21 protein-coding genes are annotated in these 21165 nt (G+C 72.5%); 4 read left to right on the plus strand and 17 right to left on the minus strand.

Features of this window, described 5'->3' with window-relative positions; translation table 11 throughout:
• Positions 1 to 3 precede the first annotated feature (3 nt).
• From FGW31_RS13405 to tsaB, 5 genes are all read right to left on the minus strand, one after another.
• Positions 4 to 1434 (minus strand): VCBS repeat-containing protein, encoded by a 1431-nt coding sequence (locus tag FGW31_RS13405; protein WP_142193660.1) that lies wholly within the window; start codon positions 1432 to 1434, stop codon positions 4 to 6.
• Positions 1435 to 1736: 302 nt separating this feature from the next.
• The gene (locus FGW31_RS13410; protein ID WP_142193661.1) at positions 1737 to 2000 is read right to left on the minus strand and encodes a hypothetical protein; all 264 of its coding nucleotides are present in this window, start codon (positions 1998 to 2000) and stop codon (positions 1737 to 1739) included.
• Positions 1997 to 3094, minus strand: a complete 1098-nt coding sequence (tsaD, locus tag FGW31_RS13415) for a tRNA (adenosine(37)-N6)-threonylcarbamoyltransferase complex transferase subunit TsaD (RefSeq protein WP_142193662.1) — start codon at positions 3092 to 3094, stop codon at positions 1997 to 1999. Before tsaD ends, FGW31_RS13410 begins: the two co-directional genes overlap by 4 nt.
• Positions 3087 to 3662, minus strand: coding sequence for a ribosomal protein S18-alanine N-acetyltransferase (gene rimI / locus FGW31_RS13420; protein ID WP_182675372.1), 576 nt, complete (start codon positions 3660 to 3662; stop codon positions 3087 to 3089). Before rimI ends, tsaD begins: the two co-directional genes overlap by 8 nt.
• Positions 3659 to 4312 carry a tRNA (adenosine(37)-N6)-threonylcarbamoyltransferase complex dimerization subunit type 1 TsaB gene (gene tsaB / locus FGW31_RS13425; RefSeq protein ID WP_142193663.1) on the minus strand — a complete coding sequence of 218 codons (654 nt, stop codon included), beginning with the start codon at positions 4310 to 4312 and terminating at the stop codon, positions 3659 to 3661. The genes rimI and tsaB overlap by 4 nt, the downstream gene beginning before the upstream one ends.
• A gap of 119 nt (positions 4313 to 4431) precedes the next feature.
• Between tsaB and FGW31_RS13430 the strand changes: the two genes are divergently transcribed.
• A complete protein-coding gene (locus FGW31_RS13430) occupies positions 4432 to 4980 on the plus strand; it encodes a L,D-transpeptidase (protein WP_142193664.1) in 549 nt (182 codons plus the stop codon).
• A gap of 56 nt (positions 4981 to 5036) precedes the next feature.
• On the opposite strand, the gene FGW31_RS13435 is transcribed toward FGW31_RS13430, so the two are convergent.
• From FGW31_RS13435 to FGW31_RS13460, 6 genes are all read right to left on the minus strand, one after another.
• The gene (locus tag FGW31_RS13435; RefSeq protein ID WP_142193665.1) at positions 5037 to 5999 is read right to left on the minus strand and encodes an IS481 family transposase; all 963 of its coding nucleotides are present in this window, start codon (positions 5997 to 5999) and stop codon (positions 5037 to 5039) included.
• 297 nt (positions 6000 to 6296) lie between these two features.
• Positions 6297 to 6467 carry a hypothetical protein gene (locus FGW31_RS35005; RefSeq protein ID WP_182675307.1) on the minus strand — a complete coding sequence of 57 codons (171 nt, stop codon included), beginning with the start codon at positions 6465 to 6467 and terminating at the stop codon, positions 6297 to 6299.
• Positions 6468 to 6610: 143 nt separating this feature from the next.
• Entirely contained in the window at positions 6611 to 7132 is a 522-nt protein-coding gene (gene tsaE, locus FGW31_RS13445; RefSeq protein WP_142193666.1) for a tRNA (adenosine(37)-N6)-threonylcarbamoyltransferase complex ATPase subunit type 1 TsaE, read from the minus strand.
• The gene (locus FGW31_RS13450) at positions 7101 to 8318 is read right to left on the minus strand and encodes an alpha/beta fold hydrolase (protein WP_142193667.1); all 1218 of its coding nucleotides are present in this window, start codon (positions 8316 to 8318) and stop codon (positions 7101 to 7103) included. The genes tsaE and FGW31_RS13450 overlap by 32 nt, the downstream gene beginning before the upstream one ends.
• Positions 8319 to 8373: 55 nt before the next feature.
• Positions 8374 to 9546, minus strand: a complete 1173-nt coding sequence (gene alr / locus FGW31_RS13455; RefSeq protein ID WP_142193668.1) for an alanine racemase — start codon at positions 9544 to 9546, stop codon at positions 8374 to 8376.
• Between the two features lie 466 nt (positions 9547 to 10012).
• Positions 10013 to 11446, minus strand: a complete 1434-nt coding sequence (locus tag FGW31_RS13460; protein ID WP_142193669.1) for an NAD(P)H-hydrate dehydratase — start codon at positions 11444 to 11446, stop codon at positions 10013 to 10015.
• Between the two features lie 150 nt (positions 11447 to 11596).
• Here FGW31_RS13460 and FGW31_RS13465 point away from each other — a divergent pair, with 150 nt between their 5' ends.
• Positions 11597 to 12841, plus strand: a complete 1245-nt coding sequence (locus FGW31_RS13465) for a hypothetical protein (RefSeq protein WP_142193670.1) — start codon at positions 11597 to 11599, stop codon at positions 12839 to 12841.
• A 188-nt stretch (positions 12842 to 13029) separates the two neighbouring features.
• Here FGW31_RS13465 and FGW31_RS13470 read toward each other — a convergent pair whose 3' ends face one another.
• From FGW31_RS13470 to glmS, 4 genes are all read right to left on the minus strand, one after another.
• Complete coding sequence (locus FGW31_RS13470; RefSeq protein WP_182675305.1) at positions 13030 to 13866, minus strand: RNA polymerase sigma factor SigF; 837 nt, start codon at positions 13864 to 13866, stop codon at positions 13030 to 13032.
• 96 nt (positions 13867 to 13962) lie between these two features.
• Positions 13963 to 14088: a hypothetical protein gene (locus FGW31_RS35950; RefSeq protein WP_259396625.1), complete on the minus strand. Its 126-nt coding sequence runs from the start codon at positions 14086 to 14088 to the stop codon at positions 13963 to 13965.
• Positions 14089 to 14090: 2 nt separating this feature from the next.
• On the minus strand, positions 14091 to 14462 hold the full coding sequence (locus tag FGW31_RS13475) for a holo-ACP synthase (RefSeq protein WP_142193672.1): 372 nt from the start codon (positions 14460 to 14462) through the stop codon (positions 14091 to 14093).
• A gap of 107 nt (positions 14463 to 14569) precedes the next feature.
• A complete protein-coding gene (glmS, locus tag FGW31_RS13480) occupies positions 14570 to 16417 on the minus strand; it encodes a glutamine--fructose-6-phosphate transaminase (isomerizing) (RefSeq protein WP_142193673.1) in 1848 nt (615 codons plus the stop codon).
• 168 nt (positions 16418 to 16585) lie between these two features.
• Between glmS and coaA the strand changes: the two genes are divergently transcribed.
• Complete coding sequence (coaA, locus tag FGW31_RS13485; protein ID WP_161175040.1) at positions 16586 to 17554, plus strand: type I pantothenate kinase; 969 nt, start codon at positions 16586 to 16588, stop codon at positions 17552 to 17554.
• 16 nt (positions 17555 to 17570) lie between these two features.
• Positions 17571 to 18518 (plus strand): DUF389 domain-containing protein, encoded by a 948-nt coding sequence (locus tag FGW31_RS13490; RefSeq protein ID WP_142193675.1) that lies wholly within the window; start codon positions 17571 to 17573, stop codon positions 18516 to 18518.
• Between the two features lie 450 nt (positions 18519 to 18968).
• Here FGW31_RS13490 and glmM read toward each other — a convergent pair whose 3' ends face one another.
• Entirely contained in the window at positions 18969 to 20327 is a 1359-nt protein-coding gene (glmM, locus tag FGW31_RS13495) for a phosphoglucosamine mutase (protein WP_142193676.1), read from the minus strand.
• A gap of 301 nt (positions 20328 to 20628) precedes the next feature.
• Complete coding sequence (gene rpsI, locus FGW31_RS13500; RefSeq protein ID WP_129799256.1) at positions 20629 to 21141, minus strand: 30S ribosomal protein S9; 513 nt, start codon at positions 21139 to 21141, stop codon at positions 20629 to 20631.
• Positions 21142 to 21165: the final 24 nt, after the last annotated feature.

Consider the following 21165-nt stretch of genomic DNA (forward strand, 5'->3'; position numbering starts at 1 on the left):
CGGTCACCGGACCACCGCTCCGAAGGCGCGTCCGCCGGCGGGTACACCGTCCTGGCCTGGACGCACGGTGCTCACCGTGTCCGGCAGGCCGGAGAGCAGGCTCGTCCACAGGACGCCGTAGACACCCCGCTCACTGCCCGGCCCGTACGGCACACCCAGGTGGAGACGTTGCCGGTCGGCCGTCAGGCCGACGCCCAGGTACTCCTGCGGTCCCGGCTGCCCGGGCAGTCCGAGCCGGCCCTTCTCCAGCCAGACGTCCCCGCTGCCCGGTTCACCGACCATCGGGAAGATCTGCACCGCGCCCGCGTCCCGGGCATCGGCGGTCTCGGTGTCCTCACCCGGGGCGCCCACGGCCAGCAGGACGGTCTGGGCCGTACCGGTCGATCCCGGCGCGGTGTTCACGGCGGTGAGGTGCTGTCCGAAGTAGTCGCCGTCCTCGCCCACGTCGTCGATGGCGGCGTAGGACTGGTTGATGTCGGCCGTCTGGGTCACGTCGCCGGAGCCGGTGACCCGCAGGGTGACGACCCGCCCGGCGTCCTCTCCGGTGGCGAGGTCCTCGCCGGGGACGCCCACGGCGAACAGTGTCTCGTTGGCGGACGAGGCTCCCGAGGGGCGGTACGGGACGGCTGCGAGCGCCGTGCCCAGCTGGTCACCGGTCTCGGCCGCGCCGTTGATCCCGGGGCTGTCCTGCTCGACACCTGCCAACGGCGTGGGGATACCCCCGGAGTTGAGCGCGTGCTCGAGGAACTGCAGGCCTCCGGAGAAGGTGCGGTCCTCGATGGCCTCACCCGGGCTTCCGACCCCTATGTGGTTCGGTGAGGCGGCCACGGCGTAGCCGAACCGGTCGTTCTCCTCCGCATCGCCGGACACACCGGCGGTGTTCTGGGTGAACCCGGCGTTCGTACTGCCCCGCAGGTAGTGGGCCATGCCGCTGTCCACGACGGCCCCGACGTCCTCACCCGGCACGCCGATCACCAGGTACGGCTCACCGGACGAGGTCGCCCCGGCGGCCACGGCGTGACCGAACCAGTCGCCGGCCTCTGCGGCGGTACTTCCGATGTTGCCCTCGCCCTTGCCCTGGAGGAACTCGAGTACGGCGGGCCCGGTGGTCAGTCCGCCGGGCGCCCCGTACAGGATTTGGACCAGACCCGCGTCGGCCTTGTCCTCGATGTCCTCGTAAGGGATTCCGACCACCAGATCGGTGCAGCCGTCCTTGTTGTGGTCGTAGGTCGCCAGGGTGTGGCCGTAGCGGTCGCCCTTCTCGGCAGCGCCCGGGATATCCGGCGTGTCCTGGGAGATCGAGGTCACGCCCTTGCCACCGCCGTAGACGATGTGAACCACTCCGGCCTCACCCAGGCCGGAGACGGCCGCCTCCGGGTCCGCTACGGCGATGTCCCGTACCCCGTCGCCGTTGAAGTCCGTCTCCTGACCCACGGTGCATCCGGCCGCGGCTGCCACCGGCGTTGCGGCGAGAGGAGACACACCGCCCGGCAACGACACCGCGGCCAGTAGAGCCAGTCCGATCACGCCCGTGCGTGCGCGCACACCAGTCCCCCACCCCTTGTGAAGATCGCTTGAAGCCGGTGAAGCCCCGGTGATCTTTCGTGGAGGGAGTCATGGCGGTCAAGGACCTGATAAGCAGAGGTCCGAAAGTGATCGCCAATCGGCCTGCTGTGATTGCCTGCCGCAACCGCGATGCCAGCGGACCGGCCGTGAAGAGCCGTGCGTTCCGGAAGTCAGCCGGTCCCCAGCGACTCGAACCGCCACCGGTGCACCGCCCGCGTGATCAACTCGCCGTCTGGTTCCGGCAGTTCGGGGAGGTCCGCGTCGTACGGGGCGTCCCACCAGGTGATGACCAGGACCCGGTCCTGCGGGGCGCGGAAGGTCTCGTGGCGCAGGGGCTGCCCGGGGAGTTCCCGGAGGTGTTCCTGCGCCCAGGCCAGCAGGTCCGCGCCCCGGCCGGGGACCGCGCGGGCCTCCCACATCAGGGCGACCGTCATGAGTACAGGTTCTCCGCGGCGCTCTCGTGCACGTGGTCGTGGGTGTGGGCGGTGCCCGGGACGTGCGGGTCGGTCACCGGCAGCGAGGAGTCCGCCGACAGGTCCCAGTCGGAGGCCGGACGGTTCCGGGCGACCATCTCCGCGCCCAGCGCCGCCACCATCGCGCCGTTGTCCGTGCACAGCTTGGGGCGCGGCACGCGCAGCCGGATGCCTGCGGCCTCGCAGCGCTCCTGGGCCAGCGCCCGCAGGCGGGAGTTGGCGGCCACGCCGCCGCCGATCATGAGGTGGTCGACGCCCTCGTCCTTGCAGGCCCGCACGGCCTTGCGGGTGAGTACGTCCACGACCGCCTCCTGGAAGGAGGCCGCCACGTCCCGCACCGGCACCTCCTCCCCCGCCGCGCGCTTCGCCTCGATCCAGCGGGCGACCGCCGTCTTCAGCCCGGAGAAGGAGAAGTCGTAGGCCGGGTCGCGCGGGCCGGTCAGGCCGCGCGGGAAGGCGATGGCGTCCGGGTCGCCCTCGCGTGCGTACCGGTCGATGACCGGGCCGCCGGGGAAGCCCAGGTTCAGCACGCGGGCGATCTTGTCGAAGGCCTCGCCGGCCGCGTCGTCGATGGTGGCGCCCATGGGCCGCACGTCGGAGGTGATGTCGCTGGACAGCAGCAGCGAGGAGTGGCCGCCGGAGACCAGCAGCGCCATCGTCGGCTCGGGCAGCGCGCCGTGCTCCAGCTGGTCGACGCAGATGTGCGAGGCCAGGTGGTTGACGCCGTACAGGGGCTTGCCGAGCGCGTAGGCGTACGCCTTGGCCGCGGAGACGCCGACCAGCAGCGCGCCGGCGAGTCCGGGACCGGCGGTGACGGCGATGCCGTCCAGGTCGCGGGCGCTCACGCCCGCCTCCTTCAGCGCGCGGTCGATGGTCGGCACCATCGCTTCCAGGTGCGCCCGGGAGGCGACCTCGGGGACGACGCCGCCGAAACGGGCGTGTTCGTCGACGCTGGAGGCGACGGCGTCGGCCAGCAGCGTGGTGCCGCGGACGATGCCGACGCCGGTCTCGTCGCAGGAGGTCTCGATCCCCAGTACCAGGGGTTCGTCAGCCATGGATCTCGGTTCCTTGTACGCCGTTGTCGTTGCCGCCGCCGGGGTTCGCCGGGCTCACGGTGGTGGACGGATCGGTCAGTCGCATCACCAGGGCGTCCACGTTGCCCGGCTGGTAGTAGCCGCGCCGGACGCCGATGATTTCGAAGCCGAAGCGCTCGTAGAGCTTCTGGGCGCGGACGTTGTCGACCCGGCACTCCAGCATCACTTCGGCGCATTCGAAGGCGGTCGCCGCCTTCAGCAGTTCGGTCAGCAGCCGCGAGCCGAGACCGGTGCCCCAGTGGTCCCGGGTGACGGCGATGGTCTGGACGTCGGCGACCGGGCCGGCTTCGCCGTCGGACTCCGCGCCGGCGGCGGCGAGGCCCGCGTAGCCGACGATCCGGTCGCCGTCGCGTTCCTGGGCGACGAGGTAGCGGCGGGTCGCCCCCGGCCCGCGCGCGTGGGCCAGCTCGGACCAGAACATGCCCCGCGACCAGGCGTCCTCGGGGAACAGGTCGCGTTCCAGCTCCAGTACGGAGTCGATGTCCCACCAGCGCATCTCGCGCAGCACCGCAGTGTCGGTTCCGGTCACTTGGGGGTGACCACCTTGTAGTTCTTGGGGACCTGGGCGTCGGGCCGGCGCAGGTACAGCGGCCGGGGCGCGGGCAGTTCCTCGCCGGCGGCGAGGCGTTCCGCGGCCAGCCGGGCCAGGGCGGCGGCCGACACGTGCTCGGGCTCGTGCGCCCGGGGGAAGGTGTCCGGGTACAGCAGGGCACCGGCGCCGACCGCGGGCAGGCCCTCGACCTGCTCGGCGATGTCGGCGGGCCGGTCCACGGCGGGCTCGGTCAGGCGGGTGCGGGAGTCGGCGTAGCGCGCCCAGTAGACCTCCTTGCGCCGGGCGTCGGTCGCCACGACGAAGGGGCCGGGGAGGTCGGCCGCGTAGGCGAGGCCGTCCAGCGTGCACACACCGTGCACGGGCACGCCGAGGGCGAGTCCGAAGGTGTCGGCGGTCATCAGGCCGACGCGCAGTCCGGTGTACGGGCCGGGTCCCGTGCCGGCCACGATTGCGGTGACGGCGTCCAGTTTCAGGCCTGCCTCGGCGAGGACCCGGTCGATCGCCGGGAGCAGCAGTTCGCCGTGCCGGCGGGCGTCCACCTGGCTCGACGAGGCGATGACGTCGTCGCCGTCGTGCAGCGCGACGGTGACGGCGGGGGTGGCGGTATCCAGAGCGAGCAAGAGCACGCAAACAGCCTACGGCTCCTGCGGCCCGGCCACGGCCGCGCCGGTCGGGCGGTCACGTACTGCTACGGTCACGTCGACGTGCGTACATATCCGCTTCGATCGGGACAGAGGTGATGAAGGTGGCGAGCAGTAGCTCGGCGGTCGTGGCGGGGCTGACCGCGGCGGCCCTCGCGACGATCGGTTTCCTCGGCCACCGCGCGGCGGCGAACGTCCCGCCGGACCTGCGGCGTCCGGGCGCCGACGCCGCGCCCGCCGTCCGCGAGGCGGCCCCCGGCAAGGACCACCCGGCCGCCCTGCCCACGGGTTCGGGACGGGGCACCCGGGTGGTGTACTCGCTGGCCGACGACCGGGTGTGGCTGGTGGAGGACGGCGGGAAGGTGCGGCGGACGTTCGGGGTCAGCCCGAGCACCGTGGACCCGGCGCCGGGCACGTACCGGGTCACGTCCCGGTCCGGGTCGGTCACGGGGTCGGACGGCGTCCCGGTGGAGCACGTGGTGCGCTTCGCGAACGTCGACGGCACGGTGATCGGGTTCAGTGCGGCGGTCGACGGCTCGGCGCCGGAACTCGACCCGGCGGAGCGGACGGGCGGCATCCGGGAGACCCGCGCGGACGGCGCGGCGATGTGGAAGTTCGCGACGATCGGCCGGAAGGTCGTCGTCGTTCCCTGACCGGGCCCCTCCGGCCCGAGCGCACCCGGCCGTCCCCCGTCCCCACGACCGCCTCCCTAGGTGTGCTGTCCGGACAGGTTGGTGACGCGGCTGGCGGGTGTCTGGCCGTCGATGCCGGTGTGGGGTCGGTGGTAGTTGTACCAGTCCAGCCAGTCGGGAAACGTGGCCTGGCGTTCGCGGTCTGAGGTGTAGGGCCGCTGGTAGGCCCACTCCGCGAGCAGGGTGCGGTGGAAGCGTTCGACTTTGCCGTTGGTCTGCGGCCGCCAGGGCCTCGTCCAGCGGGGGCTGATGCCCAGCTCGTGGCAGGTCTGGCGCCAGGTGTTCTTGGTGCAGGCCCAGGCGTTGTCGGTCAGCACGCGCTCGACGGTGACGCCTTGCTGGGCGAACCAGGCAGTTGCCCGTCGCAGGAAGGCTGCGCAGGTGGCGGCCTTCTCATCGGGCAGGTCCTCGGTGTAGGCGAGGCGGGTGTGGTCGTCCAGGGCGGTGTGCAGGTAGGCGTATCCGGTGCCGTTGCGGCGGTCCTGGTTGGCCCGGCCGGCTGCCCGGCCGAGGACCTTGTGGCCGCCGCCGTCGGGGATGCGGCCGAGCTTCTTGACGTCGATGTGGACCAGTTCGCCGGGCCGGGCACGCTCGTAGCGGCGGACGGGGTCGCCGGTGGCCCGGTCGCAGGCGGCGAGCGCGGGCAGGCCGTGCCGGACGAGGACGCGGTGGGCGGTGGAAGCGGCGATGCCGCAACGGGCGGCCAGCCGCACCGGACCGATCCGGTGTTCGCGTCGCAGCCGCACCACCTGCTGTTCGACCGGGGCGGGCGTCTGGCGCGGGCTGTGGTGGGGGCGGCTGGAGCGGTCGAGCATCCCGGCCGGGCCCAGTTGCCGGTAGCGGCCCGCCCAGCGTGCGGCGGTGGTGTGGCTGACCTGGAAGCGTTCCGCGGCCCGCCGCAGCGGCCAGCCTTCGTCCACGACACACCGGGCCAGGCGAAGCCGTCCGGTCGGAGTCAGCGGGGCGTTACGGTGGGACACGCGGGCCTCCTGCGGCCGGGCGTAGATGTCGCAATCCACACCGAACCCAGAAGGCCCTCACCTGTTCAAGCACCCAGCACGCGTGTCACCAACGTCCCGGGACAGCACACCTAGGGCCTGTCGTTTGGATCATGTCGGTTTCGCGGGGCGTGGCACGCACATCTGCTGCGTTGTCGTCGGTTGTCGACGCTCCGCGTCGCCGCCCTCCTCCGCCTTGCAGCTGCACGCACCACGCCCCGCTCGGGTGGGCTGAGAAGCGCTGCGTCTCCCCAGCCGACCTGATCTAAACGACAGACCCTAGGCGGCCTCGCGGTGCTGCCCTTCGACCGGCTCGCAGCGGCGGGGTTCGGGGGCGCGGGGCGGGGTGGAGACCGCCGCGGCCGCGGCGCAGGCGGCGAGCAGATCACGCATGGGCACCGGCGGCTGGGGCCGCGCCGTGACGTCACGAGCGCTGTGGTCGGCCGGCATGGACGCCTCCTCTGGTCGGGGGCGGGCGTAGTTAGGTAGACCTAACTACGAACTGGATACCATGTGACCACGGCCGGAAGGCCGAACGCAACACTTTGCCGACGTCTTGTCGGAACGTACCGGCGGGTGCGGTGCCTGCCGGATCAGGCCGACAGCCCGCTCAGGCCGCTGCCGGCCCAGCGCTCGCCGAGGCCGGTCACGGTCACGTGCCGCACCTCGTCCGTGGTGTCGCCGACCGCGCGGTGGATGACCAGGTGGAGGCGGTCCTCGGTCAGTTCCTCGACCTTGCCCTCGCCCCACTCCACGACGATCACCGACTCGGGCAGTGAGACGTCCAGGTCGAGGTCCTCCATCTCGTCCAGCCCGCCGGACAGGCGGTAGGCGTCGACGTGGACCAGCGGCGGGCCGTCGCCCAGCGAGGGGTGCACGCGGGCGATGACGAACGTCGGAGAGGTGACCGCGCCCCGGACGCCCAGCCCTTCGCCGAGCCCGCGGGTCAGCGTCGTCTTGCCGGCGCCGAGTTCGCCCGAGAGCAGGACGAGGTCGCCGGCCCGCAGCAGCTTGGCGAGCCGGCGTCCCAGCTCGCGCATCTGCTCGGGGGAGGTGACGGTCAGCTCGATGCCGGCGGACGGTTCAGCCGGGTTGTGCGGTGCTGCTGCTTCCATAGCCACCCACGGTAGCCCCTGCCGGCACCGCTCCCGCGCGGGTGAGCAGGTCGGCGAGGCGGTCGGTGACCGCCTCCGGGTGCTCCAGCATCACCAGGTGCCCGGCGTCCGGCACCAGCACCAGTTCCGCGTCCGGCAGCAGGTCGGCGATGGCCTCGCTGTGCTCGCTCGGGGTGACCAGGTCCTGCACGCCGGCCAGCACGAGCACGGGCAGGCCGGCGAAGTGGGCGAGCGCCTCGGTCTTGTCGTGCTCGCCGAACGCCGGGTAGTACTCGGCGACCACGTCGATCGGCGTGCCCTCGATCATCCGCTCGGCGAAGCGGGCGACGGCCGGGTCGACGTCCCGGGTCGCGAACGAGTACCGCTTGATGATCCCGGCGAACAGGTCCGCGGTGGCCCGGCGGCCCTTCTCCACCAGTTCGGCCCGCTGCCCGAGCGCCTTGAGCACGCCCGGCAGGACCCGCCGCACCGCGTTGACCCCGGCCACCGGCAGCCCGAAGTTGACCTCGCCGAGCCGTCCCGACGACGTGCCGACGAGGGCGACCGCGACAACCCGCTCGCGGACCAGCTCCGGGTACTGGTCGGCGAGCGCCATCACGGTCATCCCGCCCATGGAGTGACCGACGAGCACGATCGGCCCTTCGGGCGCGGCCGCGTCGAGGACGGCCTTCAGGTCGTGTCCCAGCTGGTCGATGGTGACCGGCTCACCCCGCTCCACCTGCGCCGCGCCCCGCGCCGAACGGCCGTGGCTGCGCTGGTCCCAGTGCACGGTCCGTACGACGCCCCGCAGCGCGGCCCGCTGGAAGTGCCAGGAGTCCTGGCTGAGGCAGTAGCCGTGGCAGAAGACCACGGTCACCGGGGCCGGGGTCCGGCGGCCGAACAGCCGGCGGCGGCGCGCGGGGGTGGCGGGGTCGGGGTCGACGTCGTCGACCTCGTAGTACAGCTCGGTGCCGTCGTCGGCGTACGCCTTGCCGGGCGTGCCGCGCAGGGTGCCGTAGGGGCCCGTGGAGTCGAGGGCGAGCCTGGCCTTGCGGCGCATGCCCCGGCCGACCGTCATGCGTTCTATGGCGACGCCCGCGGCGGCCCCGGTGGCGAGCACGCCTATCGCGACGCCCGCGACGCCGGTGGCGCGCCGCCAGCCGCCGCCGGACGCGCCGCCGACGGCCCCCGCGCTGGTCTCGCTCACGTACCGCTCCTCTTCACCGGGGTTGTGTCCCTACGGCATCTACCCGCGCCGTTCCTCATTCACCTGACGCGTTGACGTAGACGCGCGGCACACGGCTCCCGATCCGGGTCACGATCTCGTACGCGATGGTCCCGGCGGCCTGCGCCCAGTCCTCGGCGGTGGGCTCACCGTGGTCGCCGGGCCCGAACAGGACGGCCTCGGCGCCCGGCCCGGGCTCGTCACCGCCGAGGTCGACGACGAACTGGTCCATCGCGACGCGCCCCGCGACGGTGCGCCATTTGCCCTCCACCAGCACCGGGCCGGCGGAGGAGGCGTGCCGCGGGATCCCGTCGGCGTATCCGAGCGGGACCAAGCCGAGCGTGGTGGCGCCCGGGGTGACGTAGTGGTGGCCGTAGCTGACGCCGTGGCCGCCGGGGACGTGCTTCACCAGGGCCAGCGCGGCGGTCAGGGTCATCACGGGACGCAGTCCGAAGTCGGCGGGCGTGCCGATCTCGGGGCTGGGCGAGACGCCGTACATTGCGATGCCGGGGCGCACCAGGTCGAAGTGGCTCTCGGGCAGGGTGAGCGTGGCGGGCGAGTTGGCGATGTGCCGCACCTCGGGCTCGACGCCCCGCGTCTCCGCGTACGCCACCATCTCCCGGAACCGGGCCAGCTGGGCGGCGACGGAGGGGTGTCCGGGCTCGTCGGCGCAGGCGAAGTGCGACCACAGGCCGGTGATCCGCAGCAGCCCTTCGGCCTGCGCGCGCAGCGCCTCCGTGACCAGTTCCGTCCAGTCGTCACCGGGCTGGCACCCGCCGCGCCCGAGCCCGGTGTCGGCCTTGAGCTGCACGCGCGCGGGCCTTCCGGCGAGCCGGGCCGCCGCGATGACCTCGCGCAGCGCCCACATGCCGCTCAGGGAGACGTCGACGTCGGCCTCGATCGCCTGCCGCCAGGGCCCGCCCGGCGTCCACAGCCAGCACATGATCCGCACGTCGGCCGGCAGTCCGGCGGCGCGCAGCGCGAGCGCCTCCTGCGGGGTGGCGGTGCCCAGCCAGGTCGCCCCCGCCTCGACGGCCGCCCGCGCACAGGCGACCGCGCCGTGCCCGTACCCGTCGGCCTTCACGACGGCCATCAGGGCGGCGCCGGGCGCCCGCTCGCGCAGGGCCCGCACATTGGCCCGCACGGCGGCCAGGTCGATCTCGGCACGGGCCCGCAGCTCCGCGCCTTCCGGGGCAACTGTCTCGTTCATCCCGCCCAGTCTCTCAGAGCCCCCACCCACCCCCACGGACGCGTGGACACGAGGCCCGCGGCGGACGCCTACGGCACAAACGGACACCACCCGACGAACGCCCACGGCACAAACGGACACCACCCGACGAACGCCCACGGCGGGAAGAGGCACCGCCCGGCGGACGCGTACGGCGGGAAGGGCCGGGGCGGGGGTGTCCGCCCGTAGCGACTGGCGCGTCAACGCCCTCACCCCCTCCGACACCCCATTCCGCGCCGGTCCGAGGACGGATACCCCCGCCCCGGCCCCGACCCACCACCGCCCCCAGGCGCTACCCCAGCCCTCCACCGAACAGCCCTCTGCGCCGCAGGCACCCACGTCCACGCCCACCCCCACCGACCCGCAGACACCCACCCCGCACCCCACCACCCGCAGACACCCACCGACCCGCAGTCACCCCCACCCCGCACCCCCACCGACCCGCACCTCACCCCCGCACGACACTCCGCCACGCCCCCGGAATCCCCTCCGCCACGTCATGCGCCCCCACCGGCGCCCCGTCCGCCGCGAACCGCCCCGCAAGCCCGTGGACGTACGCCGCCGCACTCGCCGCGTCCACCGCCCGGAGCCCCGCCGCCAGCAACGACCCGGCGAGCCCCGACAGCACGTCCCCGCTCCCCGCCGTGGCCAGCCACGAGGTGCCCGTCGGATTGACCCGCACCGGCCCTCCGCCCGGTTCCGCGACCAGGGTCGTGGACCCTTTCAGCAGCACCGTCGCCCCGTACCGCCGCGCCAGCTCCCGTACCGCCGCCAGCCGTCCGCCCTCGACCTGCTCCCGTTCGACGCCGAGCAGCGCGGCCGCCTCCCCGGCGTGCGGCGTCATCAGCGTCGGCGCCCGCCGGGCCCGTACCGCCGAGGCGTCCGCCAGCCGCAGCCCGTCCGCGTCGATCAGCACGGGCACCTCCGCCGCCAGCACCTCCGCGACCGTCGCCGCGTCGTCCCCGGCGCCGGGCCCGACCACCCACGCCTGCACCCGTCCCGCGTGCCGCGGCCCGCGGTCCGACACGAGCGTCTCGGGGTAGCGGGCGATCACGGACGGCCCGGCGGGCCCGACGTACCGTACGGCCCCGGCGCCGCCCCGCAGCGCGCCCGCCACGGCGAGGACGGCCGCGCCGGGGTAGCGGGCGGAGCCGGCCGCGATGCCGACGACGCCCCGCCGGTACTTGTCGCTCTCGGCGGCCGGCACCGGCAGCAGCCGGGCCACGTCCGCGTGCTGCAGTGCCTGCAGTTGGGGTTCGGCCGGCAGGTCGAGGCCGATGTCGACCAGCCGCACCGACCCGGCGTACTCCCGTGCCGGGTCGATGAGCAGGCCGGGTTTGTGGGTGCCGAAGGTGACGGTGAGGTCGGCCCGCACGGCCGCGCCCCGCACCTCCCCGGTGTCGGCGTCGACGCCGCTCGGCAGGTCGACGGCGACGACCGCGGCCCGGGCCCGTTCGGCCGCGTCGGCCAGTGGCACCGCTTCGGGCCGGAGTCCGCCCTTGCCGCCGATCCCGACGATGCCGTCCACGACGAGGTCGGCGTTCCCGATCAGCCCGGCGGCTCCGTCCGTGCCCGCCGTCCGGCCGCCTGCCCGGCGCAGCGCCGCGAGTCCTGCGGCGTGGGCGCGTTCCGGCGCGAGCAGCACCGCGGTGACGCCCGCGCCGCGCCGGGCCAGCCGGGCTCCGGCGTAGAGGGCGTCGCCGCCGTTGTCGCCGCTGCCGACGAGCAGGACGACCCGGCTCCCGTACACCCGCCCGAGCAGGTCCGCGCAGGCCGCGGCGAGTCCGGCGGCGGCGCGCTGCATCAGCGCCCCCTCCGGCAGCCGCGCCATCAGTTCCCGTTCCGCCGCCCTGACCGTCTCCACGCTGTACGCAGTCCGCATGCGTCCGAGTGTCCCGTACGGGGTGTGCCAACTCCCGTACCGGTGAACCCTGTCACCGCTTGACGCCTTGCCATGCCCTTGCCAAACTCTCCGGCCCCCACAGGATGAATCGATTCAGTCGAATCGATTCGACACGGAAGCAGAGGATCCATGGGACGCAGAGCCGCACTCCTCGCCGCAGCCGGCGCCACCGCACTCCTCACCGCCACCGGCATGCTGACCGCCCCCGCCACAGCAGCCACCACCCCCACCACACCCACCGCAACCGCACCCACCACCGCCGCTACACCCCCCGTCACCACCCCCGCATCCCCCACCCCCACTCCCGCCCCGGCCCGCGCCGCGGCCTGCGGTGACGGCTCCTACCAGGCCGAGGCGGTGCAGAGCGGCAGCACCTGGACCGCCCGCCGCGGCAGCAGCACCGTGTACACCGGCACCGACATGCGCGCGGCGGTGCAAGCGGCGATCGGCAGCCTGACCTCCGGCCGCACCAGCAAGGAACGGGTCGTGGTGCGCGGCTCGGGCTCCGTCTCCGCCGGTTCCCGCATCTCCCTGCCGAGCTACACGGTCCTCGACGTCTGCGGCACCATCAACGTCACCGGCAGCGGCTCCGGCGACCAGGCCCCGGTCTACTCCCGCGGCACCCGCGACATCGAGGTGCAGCACCTCAACGTCACCGGCGCTCCGCTGTACGGAATCTTCCTGCGCAACGTGCAGAACGTGGTCCTCGGCCAGATCGACATGCGCCTGTCGAGCGGGCTCGGCGTCCGCATCGACAACCGCGGCGACACCAGCCAGTGGACGCGCAACGTGCGCATCGACAACGTCTACGTCTCCGGCGCCTCCAGCCACGCCGTGGAGACGTACGGCGTCGACGGCCTCACCGTCGGCACGGTGACCGCCCGTAACGTCGGCGAGTCGGGCCTGCTGCTGAACCAGACGATCAACGCCACCGTCTCCAGGGTGGACGCGGAGAACGCGGGCACCGGCACCGGGTACGCCGCCTTCCGGATGGCCAACCGCAACGGCCGTATCGGCAGCTCCTACTCCACCAACATCCGGGTGGGCGAGGTGATCGCCCGCGGCGGCGGACGGGGCGTGTTCTGCGTCTCGGAGAGCGGCGGCGCGACGATCGACCGGATCACGCTGTCGAACACCGGCAACAACGCGATCCTGATCGAGAACTGCTACAACGTGAACCTCGCCGCCCAGAGCGGCACGGTCACCGGCGGCGGCGAGATCCGTCTGGCGGCGCGCTCGGAGTTCCCGAACAACAGGGACATCACCATCCAGAACCTGACGGTGACGGACTCCTCGATCCGGGAGAGCCCCTGCGGTGAGAACACGACGTTCCGCAACAACCGCCTGGTGAACAGCAGCCAGTCGATCTGCTGACGGACCGAACGACGCGAGGGGTGCGGCGCCCCAGCACCGCACCCCTCCCGCACCCGGCCGACAGCCGGCCCGCACTCAGCGACCCGCCACCCGGCCGACAACCTCAGCCCGTACTAAGCGACCCCGGCCGCACCCGACCGACAACCCAGCCCGCACTCAGCGACCCCGGCCGCACCCGACCGACAGCCTCAGCTCGTGCTCAGCATCCCCGCCCGCAGCCGCTTCAGCGTGCGCGACAGCAGCCGCGAGACATGCATCTGGGAGCAGCCGAGCCGCTCGCCGATCTCCGCCTGCGTCAGCTCCTCGACGAACCGCCAGTGGACGATCTTGCGTTCCCGCTCGTCCAGCTCGGCGATCATCGGGGCGAGGGCGTGGAAGTCCTCGACCAGTTCCAGCGCGGCGTCCTCGGAGCCGATGAAGTCCGCGAGCACGCTCTCGCCGTCTGGTTCGCTGCCGATGGTGGCGTCCAGCGAGGAGGAGTTGTAGCCGTTCGCGGCGATCCGCGCCTCGTTGACCTCTTCCTCGGTCAGGCTCATCAGCTGCGCGAGCTCGGCGGTCGTGGGCGTACGGCCCAGTCGGCTGCGCAGTTCCTCGGTGGCGCGGGCGAGCTGCACCCGGGCCTCCTGCAGTCGGCGCGGGACGTGCACGGACCAGGAGGTGTCCCGGAAGAACCGCTTGATCTCACCGACGATGTAGGGGATCGCGAAGGAGGTGAACTCCACCTCGCGCGACAGCTCGAACCGGTCGATGGCCTTGATCAGACCGATCATGCCGACCTGGACGATGTCCTCCATCTCCTCCGGCCCGCGGCTGCGGAACCGGCCGGCCGCGTAGCGGACCAGGGACATGTTCATCTCGATCAGCGTGTTGCGCGCGTACTGGTACTCGGGCGTGCCCTCTTCCAGCTCGGCAAGCCGGCGGAAGAACTGCCTGGACAGCTCCCGGGCGTCCTGCGGCGCGACCTGGCCGGGCTCGGCGACCTCCGGCAGCTCGGTCACGCTCTGAGCTCGGTCGGTCCGTGCCATCGTCGACGTCACTGTTCGCCCTCCCTGTTCGATCGGCCCGTTCCGGGCACCGGCTCCACGCGTCTACCCCCGTCCAAGCGAATCACGCACCCCGTATCAACGACGGCGGCCGCGCAGCAGTCGTACGAGGGTGAACACCACGGTCAGCACGGCGCCGACGACGAGGAATGCCTCGGCCCACACCGGCAGGTCCGCCGCGACGCCGGGGAACGCCGTCGGCATCGTCATCCTTCCGCGATCACGACGGCCGAGGCCACCCCGGCGTCGTGGCTGAGCGACACGTGCCAGGACCGCACGCCCAGTTCCGCGGCCCGGGCGGCCACCGTGCCCGTCACCCGCAGCCGCGGCTGTCCGCTGTCCTCGCACCACACCTCGGCGTCGGTCCAGTACAGCCCGGCCGGCGCGCCGAGCGCCTTGGCCAGCGCCTCCTTGGCGGCGAACCGCGCGGCCAGCGAGGCGACGCCGCGCCGCTGCCCGCCGGCCAGCAGCAGTTCGCTCTCCAGGAACAGCCGCTGCGCCAGTCCGGGCGTACGTTCCAGGGACGCCGCGAACCGATCGATCTCGGCGACGTCGATCCCCACTCCGATGATGCTCATGCGGGAACCCTAAAACCTGTCCCGGCCTGTCCCGGCCCGTCTCGGCCCATGCCGCCCTGTCCCGGCCTGTTCCGGCCCGTCTCGGCCCATGCCGCCCTGTCCCGGCCCTACTCGACCGTCACCGACTTGGCGAGGTTCCGCGGCTGGTCCACCTCGTTGCCGCGCGCCGTCGCCAGCTCGCACGCGAACACCTGCAGCGGCACGGTGGCGACCAGCGGCTGGAGCAGCGTCGGCGTGACCGGGACGCGGATCAGGTGGTCGGCGTACGGGACGACCGCCTCGTCACCCTCCTCCGCGATGACGATGGTCCGCGCACCGCGCGCCCGGATCTCCTGGATGTTGGAGACGAGCTTGTCGTGGAGGACGGACCGCCCGCGCGGCGACGGCACGACCACGACCACCGGCAGGTCGTCCTCGACCAGCGCGATCGGCCCGTGCTTCAGCTCGCCCGCCGCGAACCCCTCGGCGTGCATGTAGGCGAGCTCCTTCAGCTTGAGCGCGCCTTCCAGCGCCACCGGGTAGCCGACGTGCCGGCCGAGGAACAGCACCGTGTTCTTGTCGGCGAGGGAGCGGGCCAGCTCCCGTACCGGCTCCATCGTCTCCAGGACCCGCTCCACCGCACCGCCGATCGACGACAGGTCGCGGACCACCGCGCGGATCTCGTCGGCCCACTGGGTGCCCCGCACCTGGCCGAGGTACAGCGCGACCAGGTAGCAGGCGACCAGCTGGGTCAGGAACGCCTTGGTGGAGGCGACCGCGACCTCCGGCCCGGCGTGCGTGTACAGCACCGCGTCGGACTCGCGGGGGATGGTGGAGCCGTTGGTGTTGCAGATCGCGAGGACCTTCGCGCCCTGTTCGCGGGCGTGCCGCAGCGCCATCAGGGTGTCCATGGTCTCGCCGGACTGGGAGATGGCGACGACGAGGGTCTGCTGGTCGAGGATGGGGTCGCGGTAGCGGAACTCGCTCGCCAGTTCCACCTCGCAGGGGATCCTCGTCCAGTGCTCGATGGCGTACTTGGCGATCAGACCGGCGTGGAAGGCCGTGCCGCAGGCCACGATGACGACCTTGTCGACCTCGCGGAGCACGTTCGCCGGGATGCGGACCTCGTCCAGGACCAGCGAACCGGAGCCGTCGATGCGTCCGAGCAGCGTGTCGGCGACGGCCTTCGGCTGCTCGGCGATCTCCTTGAGCATGAAGGAGGCGTAGCCGTCCTTCTCGGCTGCGGAGGCGTCCCAGTCGACGTGGTACGAGCGGACGTCGGCCGGGCTGCCGTCGAAGCCGGTGACGGTGACCGCGTCCCGGCGCAGTTCGACCACCTGGTCCTGGCCCAGCTCGATCGCGGAGCGGGTGTGCGCGATGAACGCGGCGACGTCGGAGGCGAGGAACGCCTCGCCGTCGCCGACCCCCACCACCAGCGGCGAGTTGCGGCGCGCCCCGACCACCACGTCCGCTTCGTCCGCGTGCACGGCGACCAGGGTGAACGCGCCTTCCAGGCGCCGGCACACCAGCCGCATCGCCTCGGCGAGGTCCGCGCAGGCGGAGTACTCCTCGGCGAGCAGGTGGGCGACGACCTCGGTGTCCGTCTCGGAGACCAGGTCGTGGCCGCGTTCGGCCAACTCCTCGCGCAGTGCGGCGAAGTTCTCGATGATGCCGTTGTGCACGACGGCGACCCGGCCCGCGTTGTCGAGGTGCGGGTGGGCGTTGGCGTCGGTCGGGCCGCCGTGGGTGGCCCAGCGGGTGTGGCCGATGCCGGTGGTGCCGGCCGGGAGCGGGCGGTCGGCCAGCTCCTTCTCCAGGTTGACCAGCTTCCCGGCCTTCTTCGCCGTGGCCAGGCCGCCGTCGGCCTGCACGGCGACGCCCGCCGAGTCGTAGCCCCGGTACTCCAGCCGCTTCAGTCCGGCCGTCACGACGTCCAGCGCCGACTGCTGCCCCACGTATCCCACGATTCCGCACATGCCCGGCAGCCTACGGTCCGTCAGCCGCCCGAAACGGCCTCCGCGTGCCCGAAATCGGAAATTCCCACCGGTGCACGAGCGGGCCGGCCGGGCCGGGCGTGACACAGCACACCTGCCGCACCGTTCAAATCCCGTTAACAATGGACTGTGATCTCTCCGGTCTCCTCGATGCCCCGGAGCGCCCACCGGCAGCGGCCGGAGGCGACTCCTTACGTCGACCTCACCCGTGCCGAGTGGAGCGCGTTGCGCGACAAGACTCCGCTGCCGCTGTCGGCCGCGGAGGTCGAGCAGCTGCGCGGCCTCGGCGACGTCATCGACCTCGACGAGGTGCGGGACATCTACCTGCCGCTGTCCCGGCTGCTCAACCTCTACGTCGGCGCCACGGACGGGCTGCGCGGCGCGCTGAACACCTTCCTCGGCGAGCAGGGCTCCCAGTCGGGCACACCGTTCGTCATAGGGGTCGCCGGTTCGGTCGCGGTCGGCAAGTCCACCGTCGCCCGCCTGCTCCAGGCGCTGCTGTCCCGCTGGCCCGAGCACCCGCGCGTGGAGCTGGTCACCACGGACGGCTTCCTGCTGCCGACCCGGGAACTCCAGGCCCGCGGCCTGATGTCCCGCAAGGGCTTCCCCGAGTCGTACGACCGCCGCGCCCTGACGCGTTTCGTCGCCGACATCAAGGCGGGCAAGAGCGAGGTCACCGCGCCGGTGTACTCGCACCTCATCTACGACATCGTCCCCGGCGAGCGGCTCACCGTGCGCCGCCCGGACATCCTGATCGTGGAAGGGCTCAACGTCCTGCAGCCGGCGCTGCCCGGCAAGGACGGCCGCACCCGCGTCGGTCTCGCCGACTACTTCGACTTCAGCGTGTACGTGGACGCCCGCGCCGAGGACATCGAACGCTGGTACCTCAACCGTTTCAAGCGGCTGCGCGAGACCGCGTTCCAGGACCCGTCGTCGTACTTCCGCAAGTACACCCAGGTCTCCGAGGAGGAGGCCCTCGACTACGCCCGCACGATGTGGCGCACCATCAACAAGCCGAACCTCGTGGAGAACATCGCGCCCACGCGCGGCCGGGCCACGCTGGTGGTGCGCAAGGGCCAGGACCACAAGGTCCAGCGGCTCAGCCTGCGGAAACTGTGACCGCTACGCTGCCGCCATGCTGCACCTGCGTTTGATCACACCGGCCGAGAAGACCGATGCCGCGGTCCGCCTGATCGACGGCACGATCGGCACCACGCATCTGTGTGTGCTGCCGGGCGCGGCCCGCAATCCCAGCGGGGACGTCGTGCTGTGCGACGTGGCCCGGGAGGCGGCCGACGACCTGCTCAGCGGGCTGCAGCGGCTGGGCCTGGACACGACGGGCTCCATCGCCGTGGAGAACATCGACCTGTCGCTGTCGGAGCGGGCGGACAAGGCCGAGAAGGAGGCGCCCGGCGAGAGCGCGGACGCCGTGCTGTGGGAGCACCTCAGCGAGGCGACCCACGAGGAGTCGACCCTCTCCGTCACCTACCTGGCATTCATCACGCTGGCCACCATGATCGCGGCCTGCGGTGTGGTGCTGGACAACGCGATCCTGATCGTGGGCGCGATGGCGGTGGGCCCGGAGTTCGGCCCGCTGGCCGGCATCTCCACCGCCGCGGTGCAGCGCCGGCCCCGCCTCGCGCTGCGCTCGCTGATCGCCCTGCTGGTGGGCTTCGCCGTGGCGATGGCGGTGACGGTCCTGTTCAGCCTCTTCATGGACGCGGTCGGCCTGTTCAGCCAGGAACAACTGGACGCCGACCGACCGCAGACCGGTTTCGTCTACGCCCCCGACTGGTTCTCCTTCGTGGTGGCGGTCCTGGCCGGCGCGGCCGGCACGCTGTCGCTGACGTCCGCCAAGTCCGGCGCCCTGGTCGGTGTCGCCATCTCGGTGACGACGGTCCCGGCCGCCGCCAACGCCGCCGTGGCCCTGAGCTACGGCGACACCGTGCAGACGTGGGGCTCCAGCGAGCAGCTGCTGCTCAACCTGGTCGGCATCATCATCGCCGGCACCCTCACCCTACTGATCCAGAAGTCCCTCTGGTCCAAGCAGCACGAACGCCTGCGCCGCCGCGCCACGACCTGACGCCCACAACCGCACACGTACGGGGCAGAAGTACCAAGCCCGGAGGGCCCGCACTCCCCGCGCCGCACACGGCTCGAAGCCACCGGACAGAACCCCGACACCCGGAACGGACAGCCGGACCCCGGACGGCGCAGAAGAACCAAGCCCGAAGGGTCCGCGTTCCCCGCGGCCGCGTACGGCGGGAAGGGGCCGGGGCGGGGGTGCCCGCCCGCAGCGACTGGCGCGTCAACACCCCACGCTTTTCAGGCACCCCATTCCGCGCCGGTCCGAGGACGGACACCTCCGCCCCGGCCCCGCCCCACGTACCCCCGCAGGCGCTACCCGAGCCCTCACCGAAGGGACCCCTGCGCCGCAGGCATCGCACGCCCGCCCCCACCGGACCGCAGACCCCCACCAACCGCAGCCCCCGGAGCCGACCACCCCTAGCCGAGCACCCCTACCCGACCGCCGCTACCCGAGCGCCGACTTCACCGCGTCCGCCAGCCGCCCCGCCACCGACCGGGCCTGGTCGATGTCGGCGGCCTCCACCATCACCCGCACCAGCGGCTCCGTACCCGAGGGCCGCAGCAGCACGCGCCCCGTCTCCCCCAGCTCCCGCTCGGCTTCGGTGACGGCCGCGGCGAGTTCCGCGGAGGTCTTGACCCGGGACTTGTCCACGTCCGGCACGTTGATCAGCACCTGCGGCAGCCGCTCCATCACCGACGCCAGCTCCCGCAGCGGACGCCCGGCCTGGGCGACCCGCGCCGCGAGCAGCAGACCGGTGAGCGTGCCGTCGCCGGTGGTGGCGTGGTCGAGGATGATGACGTGGCCGGACTGTTCGCCGCCGAGGGCGTAGTCCTTCTCCTTCATCTCCTCCAGGACGTACCGGTCGCCGACGGCGGTCTGCACGAGCCGGATGCCTTCGCGTTCCATGGCGAGCTTGAAGCCGAGGTTGGACATCACGGTCGCGACGACGGCTTCGGAGCGCAGCTCGGACCGCTCCCGCATGGCCAGCGCGAGCACGGCGAGGATCTGGTCGCCGTCGACTTCCTCACCGGTGTGGTCCACGGCCAGGCACCGGTCGGCGTCGCCGTCGTGCGCGATGCCCAGGTCGGCCCCGTGCGCGACGACGGCGGCCTTGAGCTGGTCCAGGTGGGTCGAGCCGCAGCCGTCGTTGATGTTGAGCCCGTCCGGTTCGGCACCGATGGTGACGACGTCGGCGCCGGCCCGGGTGAATGCCTCCGGCGAGACCGCGGCGGCGGCGCCGTGCGCCTCGTCGAGGACGATCCGCAGGCCGTCGAGGCGGTTCGGGAGGGCGCCGAGGAGGTGGGTGACGTACTTGTCGAGCCCTTCGTCGTAGTCCCGGACCCGGCCGACGCCGGAGCCGGTCGGGCGGTCCCAGGGGGCACCGGTGCGGTGCTCCTCGTACACGGCCTCGATCCGGTCCTCCAGCTCGTCGGCGAGTTTGTGACCGCCGCGGGCGAAGAACTTGATGCCGTTGTCCGGCATGGCGTTGTGGCTCGCGGAGAGCATCACGCCGAGGTCGGCCCCGAGCTCGCCGGTGAGGTACGCCACGGCGGGCGTCGGCAGCACACCGACGCGCAGGACGTCCACGCCGGCGCTGGCCAGGCCGGCGACCACGGCGGCTTCGAGGAACTCCCCGGACGCACGGGGGTCGCGTCCGACCACGGCGGTGGGCCGGTGCCCTTCGAACGTGCCCGCCTCGGCCAGTACGTGCGCCGCGGCGACGGACAGGCCGAGGGCCATCTCCGCCGTCAGGTCCGCGTTGGCGACACCGCGCACGCCGTCCGTGCCGAAGAGTCGTCCCACTTGTCCTCCTGAGGAAGCATCAGTATCGAAAGCGGTGCCGGGCCCCCGGCCGAGGTCGCGCCGGGGCTCCGGGCCCGCCCGGCCGGCCGACGGTCGTGCCGCTGACGAAGCCGGTGAGTGTTCGACGGCCGCGATGCGCGTGCGGCTCCGCATCGGCGCACATACAGCGCCCGACCATCCGATCACATTAGCCTTTGAGCACCTTGTGCCGTTATACGCCCACGGCAATGAGAAAACGAACGCCCCGGCAGCACTGTGGCGTGCCGCCGGGGCGTTCGGAGTACGCGCGAGCGCCCTGCGATTAGCGCTTGCTGTACTGCGGGGCCTTGCGGGCCTTCTTCAGACCGGCCTTCTTCCGCTCGACCGCGCGGTCGTCGCGGCGCAGGAAGCCGGCCTTCTTCAGCGGGCCGCGGTTGTTGTCGACGTCCGCCTCGTTCAGCGCACGGGCGACACCGAGACGGAGCGCACCGGCCTGACCGGAGACACCGCCACCCGCGATGCGGGCGATGACGTCGTAACGGCCCTCGAGCTCGAGCACCTTGAAGGGCTCGTTGACTTCCTGCTGGTGCACCTTGTTCGGGAAGTAGTCCTCGAGGGTGCGACCGTTGATCTTCCACTTGCCGGAGCCCGGGACGATCCGGACGCGGGCGATGGCGTTCTTGCGGCGGCCCAGGCCGGCGGCCGGCTGGGGCTCGCCGAAGCGGGAGGCCATGGACTCCGAGGTGTACTCGCCCTCGACGGGCACCTCGGACTCGGTGGTGTAGCTGTCGATGTCAAGCTCTTCGAGCGGCTGCTCGGCAGTGGTCTCGGCCACGATTCTCCTCAGATTCTCTTCAGT

The organism is Streptomyces calvus (assembly GCF_006782915.1).
Classification (GTDB): domain Bacteria; phylum Actinomycetota; class Actinomycetes; order Streptomycetales; family Streptomycetaceae; genus Streptomyces; species Streptomyces calvus.